8 protein-coding genes and 1 pseudogene are annotated in these 12,970 nt (G+C 31.3%); 1 reads left to right on the top strand and 8 read right to left on the bottom strand.

Translation table 11 applies throughout. The annotated features are described in order from the left end of the window. Positions 1-85 precede the first annotated feature (85 nt). Positions 86-913, top strand: coding sequence for a glycosyl transferase family 2 (locus tag ACX6U0_RS11835; RefSeq protein WP_464960134.1), 828 nt, complete (start codon positions 86-88; stop codon positions 911-913). A 106-nt stretch (positions 914-1,019) separates the two neighbouring features. On the opposite strand, the gene ACX6U0_RS11830 is transcribed toward ACX6U0_RS11835, so the two are convergent. From ACX6U0_RS11830 to ACX6U0_RS11795, 8 genes and pseudogenes are all read right to left on the bottom strand, one after another. Continuing rightward, entirely contained in the window at positions 1,020-1,475 is a 456-nt protein-coding gene (locus tag ACX6U0_RS11830; protein WP_464960133.1) for a hypothetical protein, read from the bottom strand. Positions 1,476-1,585: 110 nt separating this feature from the next. Further along, the gene (locus ACX6U0_RS11825) at positions 1,586-4,366 is read right to left on the bottom strand and encodes a glycosyltransferase (RefSeq protein WP_464960132.1); all 2,781 of its coding nucleotides are present in this window, start codon (positions 4,364-4,366) and stop codon (positions 1,586-1,588) included. A gap of 119 nt (positions 4,367-4,485) precedes the next feature. Continuing rightward, positions 4,486-7,140 carry a glycosyltransferase gene (locus ACX6U0_RS11820; protein ID WP_464960131.1) on the bottom strand — a complete coding sequence of 885 codons (2,655 nt, stop codon included), beginning with the start codon at positions 7,138-7,140 and terminating at the stop codon, positions 4,486-4,488. Between the two features lie 204 nt (positions 7,141-7,344). Beyond that, positions 7,345-8,166: pseudogene (tagH, locus tag ACX6U0_RS11815) on the bottom strand (teichoic acids export ABC transporter ATP-binding subunit TagH); the annotation flags it as partial. 12 nt (positions 8,167-8,178) lie between these two features. Further along, positions 8,179-8,985: an ABC transporter permease gene (locus tag ACX6U0_RS11810; protein ID WP_464960130.1), complete on the bottom strand. Its 807-nt coding sequence runs from the start codon at positions 8,983-8,985 to the stop codon at positions 8,179-8,181. After that, entirely contained in the window at positions 8,982-10,262 is a 1,281-nt protein-coding gene (locus ACX6U0_RS11805; RefSeq protein ID WP_464960129.1) for a nucleotide sugar dehydrogenase, read from the bottom strand. Before ACX6U0_RS11805 ends, ACX6U0_RS11810 begins: the two co-directional genes overlap by 4 nt. Positions 10,263-10,425: 163 nt before the next feature. Beyond that, a complete protein-coding gene (locus tag ACX6U0_RS11800) occupies positions 10,426-11,727 on the bottom strand; it encodes a glycosyltransferase (protein WP_464960128.1) in 1,302 nt (433 codons plus the stop codon). Further along, on the bottom strand, positions 11,720-12,931 hold the full coding sequence (locus tag ACX6U0_RS11795) for a glycosyltransferase family 4 protein (RefSeq protein WP_464960127.1): 1,212 nt from the start codon (positions 12,929-12,931) through the stop codon (positions 11,720-11,722). Before ACX6U0_RS11795 ends, ACX6U0_RS11800 begins: the two co-directional genes overlap by 8 nt. Positions 12,932-12,970: the final 39 nt, after the last annotated feature.

Raw genomic sequence — 12,970 nt, 5'->3', positions numbered from 1 at the left:
GAGTGATACCGTTGATTTATCGATAAAACTATATGTATACTTAAGTTTGGATATGATTAAATTTCAGTACTAGGAGTGAAAATAAATGCTCAATAAATATGAAAATATACATACTACTTTCGAAAAAATTGATGAAATAAACTTAACTAGTCGTACACCATTTATCCTTACTGTAAATTGGGATAATGTAAAATATGAGTTTTTAATTAGATCGAACTCATCTTCAAACGAATTACTTGTATTTGGATCTGGTGCATATGATCCCGCAAAAATGAAACCACCGATTTTTCAACGTCATTCATGGACAGAGCATTTTGAATCAAATATGATTTATTATAATGACCCGACTCTTTATTTAGGACAAATGAGTTTAGGTTGGGGACATGGAACTGACGATGCATTTTTCTTAGAAAAAATAGCTAAAATCATTGAAAAACTAATGACGAAAATGTCTGTCAAAGCTGAGGATACATTATTCTACGGTTCTTCTGGTGGCGGTTTTATGTCAATGGTGCTTGCTGGATATATTAAAGGTTCCAAGGCTTTAGTCAATAATCCACAAACGATTATTCCAAACTACTATCAAACACATGTTAATCGATTATTAGAAGCTGCTCACCCGTCTCTTCCGACAGAGGAATCAGCTAAAAAATATGTAACACGATTAAATGTACTAGAGTTCTTCAAAGAAATTAACTATATGCCTTATATTTTTTACTTACAAAATACCGCTTGTGATCATGACGTTGTAAAGCACTTCATGCCTTTTGTAAGAGGTCTAAATACATTAAAAGATACATTAACTTACAACCGTTTAACTGTTGAGATGTACTCAAATAAAGAGCAAGGGCACAACCCACTTGAATTAGAAGATACAATTTACTATATTAATAAGGTTAAAAATACAAAGTAAAAAATTACTTATACAAAAAACGCTTGGTACATGTGCAATGTCTCCGATTGTTAGATGGTATCTAACAACGGGGGCACAGCACACTTCCAGGCGTTTTTACTTTTCATTATTTAACATCAACAAACAATGTATAGGATGCATCCCCGTTAGACCATGTAGCATTGACTTCTATGATGTATTTACCACTTTTAAGAGGGAATGTTAATTTATTTCCTTTCATTGAAATGGATTTTCCAGGCTGATCTTCATCCCAAAATTGATATGTTAGCTGCGGTTTAGAATGATCACTAAACTCTATGGCTGCCTCTGATCCTTTTTCTACAGGTGATGCAATCAATTCTTTTGCAATTTGAACAGGAGCAGCTGCATCAGCAATTGTTGTTTTCGTTGAAGTAAAGAAATTCCCCTCTTCTGTCGTCCAATGATACCCTCCTCTTATTAATGAAATACTTTTATTTTTTATTTGTGCTTTAGCTTCGGGTGGTTCTGTGTCAAATATTTTTGTACAGCCTGAAACAATAAATAGCACGAGTAATAATAAGAAAATGTATATTTTTTTCACTGGCTAACGCCCCCTTAATGATTAGACGTTAGATTGAATAAAATAGTTTCACATTACATCTAAATACTTTAAAAATAAAAAGGAATCCACAATGGGATTCCTTCCAAAATTTAAACATTAACTAAATTATCTTCATTTAAAACATATTCATTGTAGATGCCTTCAAAATCTTGTTTTTCTGCAAATTTTGAAAAACGAATGATTTCTGGGTCAATAGGGTTTACTTCATTTTTGTAAATATCCCAAATGCTGCACAGAATTTCAATTGATTCCATGGCATCAGTTTCTTTTATTTTCTTTAGTTTTGCCAGATACCAATTTTTGAAGTAGTATTCAAAGCGTTTTTCTAAGTACTCATCTAATACTTCATACTTTTTCAGCGCTTCAATTCTTTGAACTTCTAGTATTTTGAACTTTCTAAAGAAGTTTTTCGTAATTGTATTAACAGTTGATCCAGCAACTGCTGCATAGTAAATGTGGATATCTAGGTTCATTAATTTTACATTTTGAGCATTTAATAATAATTCATGGAAGAATAGTGTATCCTGACCTGCAGCACCGACTACCATTTGTAAATTATTATTCGTTATTAATGATTTTTGAACAATTAACGCCTGGATACTAGCTGCTTTAAATGAAGAATCAACTAATACCTTTTTCGTGTTTCCTTTTATTTCATACTGTTGATTATTTACATCCTTCACAGCATTTACATAATTCAAGCGTACCTCGCGATCAGATACTCGATAAATATTACCGACTACAAAGTCATAATTATTTTCCACTATTTCCTTGTACAATTTAGCATATCCATCATTAACTGCTTCATTATCTGGATCCAAGAAAGTAATATAGTCAGTTGTACTCAATTCAACACCTTTGTTTCGAGGTCTTGAAGCAGTACCACTTCCACCATCATTATAGAAATGAGTAGTTACGTTTGAATATTCTCTTGCTATACGATTTATGATCATTGGTGTGTATGAATCTGTAGAACCATCATCTACAATAATGATTTCCATTTCATCAAACATACTACTTCTACGTAAGCTATAGAAACATTTATTTAGTAAGTATTCTCCGTTATTATAAGCTGGAATGATTACAGAGAACTTATATTTTTTAGTACCTTTTTGAGCTACTCTAACCTTGTTATTAAATTCAAAATGATCAACACTATAACCATTTTCAATTGCTTGTTCGCCATTCATTTCAAGCAAATTGTTTACACTAAATAGTTCAGCCCAGAAAATGGTACGGAACTTATCCTTCATTGTAGAAACATAATCATGTTCAATGCCGTCTATAAGCGTTTCTCCATCGTAGTATCCTTCTTTTGTTATATACGCACTGTTCGTATATTTGAAAGCATTAATCATATCTTCTAAATAGTACTCATAATACTCTTTTTCATCATGGAAAAATGCAACAAGATCATATTGAGATTTAATTGCTTCAGTAAATTCACTCTCTTTAAATAAATGTTTGTTTTCATAAGTTTGATATTGAAACATTTCTTCAATTTTATCTGTTTTTTCTTCAACCACTACAGCAACTGAACGTTCATACGGTTTATGAGGAAAGCCCACAAATTGAAGAAGTCTCTCTAATCTTTGAACAGTTGTCTCATGACTCATTACTTTTCGGATTCCTTGAACCTGATGCTTATAAAGTTCATCATTCGTATATCCATTTAAAATATGTCCAACTTCATTAGAGTCATGAACAATAAAAACATTTGGGAACTTATTGTTAATCGACATACTGTAATTAGACAGCATTAAATTACCAAGTGCTTGCAATTCAAATACTCGGTTTGCAAACATTGTTGGGCTATATTTAACTGAATTTAAGTTAAGTGACCAATCGTATAACTTATGGATTCTCTGTAAATCTTCATGATTAATGGCTGGTGAAATATAATCTACATATTTTTTCGGGAAAAAATGTTGTTCTAAAAATAAATTATAATTTCGGTCAATTAGCTTCAATTTATAACCAGCATCTATTACACCATCAAAAATTGTTTGTGAATCTTTTTGTCTCTGTGGATACTTCAGATACCAAGACCCTGCAAAAAAGACTTCTTTTTCTCTTCTATATTTTCTAAATCCAACTGGATTATGGTATAGAGGATTCACACCAAATTTAAGTACGTCCACATTTTGATTGTTACAATCAGTTTTATAATTCTCTATAACTTCTTCTGCAGTCGTAAAAATGTAGTCAGCCTTTTGTGCAATTTCAATAAAGCGATCGTAGTTAACAGGATCTTCTTTAGAATAGAATACACATTTAATACCATTTGATTTATATGTCTCAACAATTTGGAATAATTCATCTCTTAATGGACGGTTTTTTGCATTCGCAAGTCCCTTCCATTCATTATTTAATCCCTTCCAAGCTGAGGCAACGATAAATATATCTAATGTGTTTACATGCTCCATGTAATTGTCTCTCGTAATATAAACGAAATTTGCAATACCGTTAAAGGAATTAAATAGAAACTCATCTGCGATAATCCCAATATTTGCATTAATTTGTGGATAGTATCGACTACCATTGCTTACAGGAATTTTGTCAATAATAGGCTTTACTTCATCATAATAACCAGTATCACTATGTTCCTTGAGATATTTTATATATTCCCCTTTTTCCATTTCCGTCATATTACGCTTTGTATTTGAGTTAGCTTTATTCGTTCCGCCTTTAAGCTTCTTTTTCAAGACCGGAATAATCTGTCCGTTGTTAATTAGTTGCACAGTTCTAATTGATTTTTTTACAACCTTTTTAAAATTTATCATTAATGGATTATCCGTTTTCGGATCAATTTCAAGTGATCTCTTCACTTTCAATTTAAAGTCAGAGCTCTTCTTTTGATTATCAGACAAAATTTCTCCCCCATTCAAATGGTTAATCAAGTTGTTGAGGTATTTTTATTTTTTCCTCTTTATTTTACTCTTATACAATAAAGCATATAGTGTATTTTCATTGCCTGTTTCTAAAGATATTATGAATTAATATATTCAGCAATTATTTTGTCATACTCTTTTAGTTTACTTAGTTCATCAAATCTTTCAACTACTGGATAGGTAATCTTTACATAATCTTTATAATAATCCCAGATTTCACAAGTAAGCTTTACAGATTCTAATGCTTCATCTTGTTTCACCAATTTTAATTTCTCTAAAATCCAGTCCTTAAAATAGGCCTCGAAGCGTTTTTCTGAATAAGCTTCTAATAAACCATGTTTATTAAGGAAGTTAACTCGGGGTTGCTGAACAATCATATATTTCCTAAAGAATTTTGAAGTAACCGTGTTTACTACTGATCCTTCTACTTCTGCATAATAAATATGAATATCCTCATTAACTAATTTAATTTTATTTGAATACGTGACAAGTTCTTCAAAGAATAAAGAATCTTCTCCTGCAGCTCCTTCAACCATTAAAATATTATTTTCAGTTATTAATGATTTTTTTGCGATCAAAGCTTGGATACTTGCCACTTTAAAGCCTGAATCAACTAGAATTTTTGTCGTGTTTCCTTCAATCATGTCTTGACCATCATTTACACTTTTCACTGCATTTACATAGTTTAAACGCATTTCACGATCCGAAACACGATAAATATTTCCGACAACTAAGTCTACATCATTTACTATTATTTCGTTATAGAGCTTAGCATAACCGTCACAAACTGCTTCATTATCTGGATCTAGGTATGTAACATAATCTGTAGTCATCAGCTCAATCCCCTTATTTCTAGGGCGTGAAGCACTACCACTTCCTCCATCATTAAAGAAGAAAGATTTTACATTATCATATTGCCTACTTAGTCTTTTCACCATATTTGGCGTAAACTGATCGGTTGACCCATCATCTATTAGCAATATTTCCATTTCATTAAACATGCTGCTTCGCTTTAAACTCTGCATGCATTTATTTAATAAAAATAATCCATTGTTATAAATTGGAATAATCATTGTTAGCTTATATGACTTACGCTCTGTTTCAATTAAAGGTACAGGTTTTTCCTCAACTTCAAATGGATCAATACTATAGCCATTTTTTACATCTGCAAGATTGTTTAACTTTAATAATGTCGCTGCTTTAAATGAGCTAGCCCAAAATAAAGTTAAATATTTATCCTTTACTTGATTCACGTAATTATGTTCAATTCCTTCAGTTTGAAGATAAGAATCCTTAGTTATATAATCACAAAACGTGTATTTAAAGCCATTTGCTAAATCTTCTAAATAAAACTCCCCATACTGATATTCATCTTTAAAAAAGGCAATCATGTCATACTCTGCTTTTTTAGATTCAGTTAGTTCTGATTCTAACAATAAATCTTTATATGGATACGTTTGATAATTGAACATTTCTAGAACAAGTTCGGTTTTCTCATTTGTGATAACCGCAATTCTTTTTTGTGGCATTTGTTCATCTAAGTCTAGCTTTGAACACATTTCATAAAATCGATCAAAGATGGTATCTTGTTTGAAGACGTTACGTACGCCAGCCATTTGATTTTCATAAATCTCATTATCACTATAATTACTTAAGATCTCCTTAATTTCACTTTCTGAATAAGCATTATAAACATTTGGAAATCGATTATGTATTTCTGAATGATAATTTGAAATTAATGTACTACCAATTGCCATGAAATCGTGAAGATTACGATGATAAGAATAGTACTTTTCCTTATTTTCATTAAACAAAAAGATTGTCTGGAAAAACTTTAAATAAGAGTATTTATATTGTTCAGACACATTTGGAGCTAAATACTTATGTAAGTCTTCTGGATATGCATTTGATTCTTTCTGGCTTAGCTTTGTATCATATAGTACTACCTCATTTTGGCTATTAACAGATCCATTAATAAAGGTATTTAACATCGTTTTTCGTTTCGTATTTTTTGGGTCCCAATATTCATATAAGGCTGACTTGTTTTTATATTTGTGAAGTCTAGTTCCAATAGGATTATGAATCAATGGGTTAATTCCCATTTTTAAGACATGAACATTTTTGTTTATATTTTCAGACAAAATTGAATCTGCGTTTTTTTGCTGAATTGTAAAAACCGCGTCTACTTCCTTCATGACTAATTCAAGTCTCTTGTATAAGTCCGTATCATCTAAGGAATAAAAAACAACTTTTTTCGACTTTGATTTAAAATGCTGAATGATTTTGACTAATTTCTTACGAACAACATCTGATTTTGAACTCCCCAATCCATTCCATTCTGCTGGTAAATTTTCTAAATCAAATGCAATACATAATAAATCTGTTTCTTCAGAAATCGTTTGGAAGTTTTCTTCTGTTACTCTTTTTGTATAAGCTACTGGTTCATATGTTTGAAAGAATCTATCATCCGAAAGAATCCCAAGCTTTATAGTACGTCTTAAATAATACTTACTACCATTACTCACAGGAAAATCAAATAATAATTTTTTATGCCTACTATATGAATCGTTCTTTAATGCTTCATTTTCATACTTTGCATTAAACTCTTTTAATGTAAATTTAGGTTCAACCTTCACAGATGGTATATTGATAATCCATCTTTCTTCGTTTCGCCTTACTTTACTTTTTTCAAATATTGTACTTGTGGCTTTTTTTAGAATGTTTTTTGTTTTTCCAAAAATTGTATTATTCATCTTCTCACTCCTTTTTAAAACAGGTTAAGCAAGTAAGTAGCGATTTTATGAAAAAACACTCTAACTATTGACAAGCTAATTGCTTGAATAAGTTCAATAGTTAAAGAGTGCAATTTCAGTACCATATATAAAAAAATTATCGTTAACTAGCCATGATGAAATTTTGATACTTACGCTTTACTTTTTAAAAATATCAAAAAATCCTTTTTTTGTTTTAACATCGTTTGTCATTAATAAACCATGATTGTTTTCTTTTAATTGTTCTGCTTTAAACTTAATGCGCTCTTCTGGCGTCATTTTTTGGTAATCAGCTAAGAATTTTTGATACTGTGCTGTTACTGGTAATACATCACCGTAATCTTTAATCTTACCATAATGAACCCAAATTGCTTTTGTACAGAATGATTTAACTTGACCAAGTGAATGACTAATGAAGAAAATCGTTTTACCATTTTCTTTAAATTCATTCATTTTATCTAAACACTTTTGAGTAAATGTTGGATCACCAACAGACAATGCTTCATCTATTACTAGAACATCAGGATCTATATTAATAGAAATTGCAAAACCTAATCGTGAACGCATACCACTCGAGTAGTTTTTAACTGGCTGATTAATAAACTTACCAACTTCTGCAAATTCAATTACCTTTGGTGTTATTTCTTGAATTTGTTTTTTACTTAAGCCCATCATAAGGCCTTTTAATTCGATATTTTCTAAACCTGTTAATTGACCATTTAAACCTGCAGAAATTGCAATAAGAGAAGCAGTACCATTTACATATACGTCTCCTTCATTGGGCATTGTAACACCTGAAATTAGATTCGACATGGTACTTTTACCCGAACCATTTAATCCTATAATTCCAACAATTTCACCAGATTCAACTGAAAAAGATACATCACTTAAAGCATAGTGGAAATCTCCACTTTCTTTTGAAGTAAATAAATCTTTTATTTTATCAATTTGTCTAGTGTACATCTTATACTTTTTCGTTACATTTTTAAATTCAACTTTTGTACTCATAGGCATTCACCTTTACAGATAGTCCACAAAATTTCGTCTAAACTTAACATGTAATGTAGTTCCTAAAACTAACATTACTAACACTAAGCCCCAGAAATAAAGTGTTAATGGAGATAGAAGATAATTAAAGTTGTCATATATTAATGCCGAACGATAACCTTCTACAACATAGAAAAATGGATTTAATTTCATTAAATCTAATAAAAACTTAGGAGCGTTCTCACTTGCCTCCCATAAAACTGGTGTTAAATATAATAACATTCTAGTAGCATTTTGAATTAATAAATGAATATCTCTCATCATTGTAGATAATGTTGATGTGATAAAAGAAAGAGCTACTAAGAAACAAAAACTAGATAAAATATAGTAAATTAATTCAAATAAATGAATGTTTTCAATTCCTACAGTAAAAGTAACTATAGCAATTAATAAGATAAGTAATACAAGATGAGTATATAATTGAGCAACTATAACGTACGTCGGCGTAATACTTAGAGGGAAATTCATCCTAGCAACTGTATTAATCCTTGCATAGATTGCATTGGAACCTTGCATGATGGATCCACTAATAAAAAACCATGGTATTAGTCCACATACCATCCAAGTGAAGTAAGGAATACCATTAACTGATGCTCCGCCACGAATACCTAGTCCAAACGTTAGACCATATACAGCAATTTGGATAATTGGATTTAAAAATATCCATATACCGCCAAGAAAACTGTTTGCATAGAGCTTTTTAAGCTCATATGCAGACAGTCTACCTATCATATATACATTATTAAATTGTTCAGAGAATACGGTTTTTAACGAATTCATGCCATAACCTTTTTAGAGTTTACTACTGTATATAAATTACCAAAGTTTACGAATTGCATTTTTCCCTCGTTTGTTTTCACGCAATTACGTGTATCAAATAATACTGGTTTCGCCATTTTTTCAGCTAACTCATCAGTATTCATAGTTTTAAATTCATCATGATCAGTAAGAACTAGTAATAAGTGTGCATCTGTTACTGCTTCTTCAGCTGATAATAATTTGAAAGTGTCTGATTCAACATGTGGATCATGTACAGCACACTCTAAACCTTCGTTACGAAGAATATCAATAATATCCATTGCTGGACTCTCACGCATATCGTCTACGTTTCCTTTGTATGTTACACCAAACACAGCGATTTTTGGATTTTCAACGCCACTTACCATTTCTTTTACATTGTTAACTACGTACTCAGGCATTGAAACGTTAATACCACGAGCTAAGTTAATCATTTGTGCTTGTTCAGGAGCTTTTGCAACGATGAAGTAAGGGTCAACTGCTAAACAGTGTCCTCCAACACCAGGTCCTGGTGAATGTAAGTTAACACGTGGGTGTTTATTAGCCATTTGAATTACATCTAATACATTGATTTCTAATACGTTACAAATTTTTGTTAATTCGTTTGCTAATGCAATGTTTACGTCACGGAAAGTATTTTCCATTAATTTAGACATTTCAGCTGTTTTAGCATCCGTTTTAATGATTTCACCTTCAACGAATAAACCATAAACTTTAGCACCAGCTTCTGAACATGCCTCAGTAACACCACCAACAATACGGTTGTTATGAATTAATTCATGTAAGATTTGACCTGGTAATACACGCTCTGGGCAGTGTACTAAGAAAATGTCTTCACCTACTGTAAAGCCAGCTGCTTCAACAAGTGGTTTAACATGATCATCCATACTACGTGGTGCGATTGTTGATTCAACAATAATTACATTACCTTTTTTAACAAATGGTAATACAGTTTCTGTTGCTTTTAATACATAACTTAAATCACATGATTTATACATGTCGTCATTATTAGGTGTTGGTACTGCGATAATGAACGCATCAGCTTCTTCAGGTGTTAATGAAGCACGGAAGTTTCCTTTTTCTACTACTTCTTTCACTACTTCACCTAAGCCTGGCTCTTCAATATGAATTTCACCATTATTTAATTTATTCACTACTTCTGGAAATAGGTCTACCCCTACAACTGTCGCTCCGTATTTAGCAAACATTGCTGATGTTGGTAATCCAATATATCCTAAGCCCATAGTACAAATTTTCATTTTAAATTCCCTCACATTCGATTAATTTCATTGTCATAATCCGACAATTTTATGTGAAAATATAAGCGTTTCGCCATATTACATTCTATCTCTAATCTACTTATACTTCAAATATTTTTATACTTATTTGTATTATGTTCATATAATTGTTAAATATCATGAATTAGTGTAACTTCCGATAAATGTCTAAAAAGATTTTCTTTTCTTCATTCCAATTATATTTTTCACGAGCAACAAGACAATTTCGACTCATTTCATCCCTTAGCTCTGGGTGATCCAATAAATAATTAACCCCTTCTGCGATTGAATTAGGATCATGTGAATCAACACATATTCCTGTATTTTCAGCTTCTACAACTTTTTGTATTTCTGGGAAGCTACATGCAATAGCTGGAACTCCACTCATCATATATTCAAAAAGCTTGTTAGATGAAGCAGAATAATGGTTAAAGTTAATATTATTTAATACTTGAAAGCCTAAATACGCGTTTCTTGTATAGTTTAATAATTCATCTACTGGTACCTTTGAAATAAACTTAATACGATCATGCAATTTTAGTTCGTCTACAAGCTTTAACAAATTTGGTTTTATTTTTCCATCACCGATAAAAACGACAATACCACGTTTAAATTGTGGAGTAGCTTGTACAATTTGTTCTAATCCTCTTCCTTTTTGTATTCCACCTTGATATAAAAGAATTGGTTCATCATCTGAAATGCCTACTAATTTATGTAGATTTACTGAATGACTTTTTTCAGGATGAGATACAAATGGATAGTTGTGAATAACTTCTGGATAAGGAATATCGTAAAGTTCTTGAGTAAACTTAGCACGAGTATCGTTCTCATGAATCATAATATCAATGAATTTGATTAAAAACTTTTCAATTTTTCCAAAGATAGGATTTTCATAACCAGAACGACTTGATTGAACCTCATGTGAGTCATAAACTAATTTCTTACGACGAAACAGTTTGGCACCTACTATTGCTTGCGGTAATGTATTTAAGTCATTTGCATGATAAATATCATAATTTTTACGTAAGCCATATAGTGTCATTTCTAATATTGAATATCCTCTTTTACTAGCCACTCTTACAATTCGATGACTAAAGATCATCAATAATAATACAGTAATAATTGTAGCGATTGGAGAGGCAAACAAGCATAGTAAGATTAAAATCAAAGATAAAACCTTAGTCACCATATTAATAGTAGCAATGCCTTTAACAGCTTCAGCTATTGAAAATGGCCAACGTAATATAAATGGTAAGCGATCATTTACACGGATGACGCGAAAACCTTCTTTTCTATGTTCTTTTTTAGGTAAGTCTTTCATTTCAAAATTATGCAATGCAATTAAATCTACTTCGTACCCTGCTTCTACAAGTGCTGAGCATTCCCGTAATACACGTGCATCATTCGTAAAATGATTAAAGACAAATGCACAAACTTTTTTATTCATCGATGTCCTCCATCGCTTTTTCTAAAACAAGAATGTTCGTTTTCCAACGTAATTGTTCATATGCGAATTGATATCCATTTTGACCTAACTTCTGACATAACTCATCATCTTTTGCTAGCTTCAATATGTTTTCCGCTAAATCATCTACGCTATTTTCTTTCGAAACAATACCACAGTTTGATGTATGAATAATGTCACTTGCATAGCCAGATACATCTCCGATTATCGGTTTTCTTACGCACATATAATCGATAATTTTACCTGGTAAAACAGTTTTAAAGACATCCTTATCAACCAAACTTACATAAGCAATATTCGCATTTGCAACTAATCGTAACGTATCATTTCTCGATCTAGCTGATTGAAGATTAATATTATTTAATTTCTTCTCTTTGATCACTTTTTCTAATTCATTCAGATGATATCCATACCCAACAATTGTAAATTGAATATCTGCTTCATCTTTCAATTTTTCTGCAACTTTTATTAACTTTTGGATGTCTTGTGCTAATCCTAAATTCCCAGTATATATAACAGTTTTTTTAGTATCATTAACCTTTTGCTCTACTTCAATACTGAGCTCTTCTTCAGTAAGTGAGTTAGGCATAAAGTATATTTTATCTACTGGAACATTTTTAGCTGTCATATAATCGATAAAGCTTCTGCTATTAACAAATATTTTAGTTGCTTTACGATACAATAGGTCTTCTAGTTTAAACGCAGTCGATAGTAGTAGTTTATTTGAAAACACTCCAACACCAATAATTGATTCAGGCCATAGGTCTCTTATATCAAGTATTAATGGAGCTTTCAATTTCCATTTTGCAATTAGTCCAGCCACTCCGACAAAAATAGGTGGAGATGTGACAAAAACATAATCTACTTCTTTCTTATATCTAAGTATTTCGAGGATAAAACGAAACATAACCTCTAAATAAAGAAATAAACGTTTCATAATACTCGTTGAATGTTTTTGGACGAGAGGTTCAATTCGTATAATATCTTCCTCATTTAAATCACTGTCCCAAAATCGTTCATTCTCATATAATTCCTTACTAGGATATCTAGGCTCTAAAGTTAAAACCTTTACATCATACCCCTTTTCATGCAACTCCAAATAGATATTTTTCAATCGATTCGCTGCACTACCGATTTCAGGATAAAAATGCTGAGAAATTAAGAGTATTCGTTTCTTTGATGACATGTTCGACTGCACCTCCTTTGCTTTGCAAATGTCGAAAGT

This window comes from Gottfriedia sp. ABJ_BB2_2 (genome assembly GCF_055484705.1).
This window is presented reverse-complemented; position numbering and strand designations above follow the sequence as displayed.

Excerpts from the sequence above, each read along its gene's own strand:
- ACX6U0_RS11820 (WP_464960131.1), bottom strand. The coding sequence starts at position 7,140 with ATGAATAATACAATTTTTGGAAAAACAAAAAACATTCTAAAAAAAGCC.
- ACX6U0_RS11800 (WP_464960128.1), bottom strand. The coding sequence starts at position 11,727 with ATGAATAAAAAAGTTTGTGCATTTGTCTTTAATCATTTTACGAATGAT.
- ACX6U0_RS11795 (WP_464960127.1), bottom strand. The coding sequence starts at position 12,931 with ATGTCATCAAAGAAACGAATACTCTTAATTTCTCAGCATTTTTATCCT.
- ACX6U0_RS11805 (WP_464960129.1), bottom strand. The coding sequence starts at position 10,262 with ATGAAAATTTGTACTATGGGCTTAGGATATATTGGATTACCAACATCA.
- ACX6U0_RS11810 (WP_464960130.1), bottom strand. The coding sequence starts at position 8,985 with ATGAATTCGTTAAAAACCGTATTCTCTGAACAATTTAATAATGTATAT.
- ACX6U0_RS11835 (WP_464960134.1), top strand. The coding sequence starts at position 86 with ATGCTCAATAAATATGAAAATATACATACTACTTTCGAAAAAATTGAT.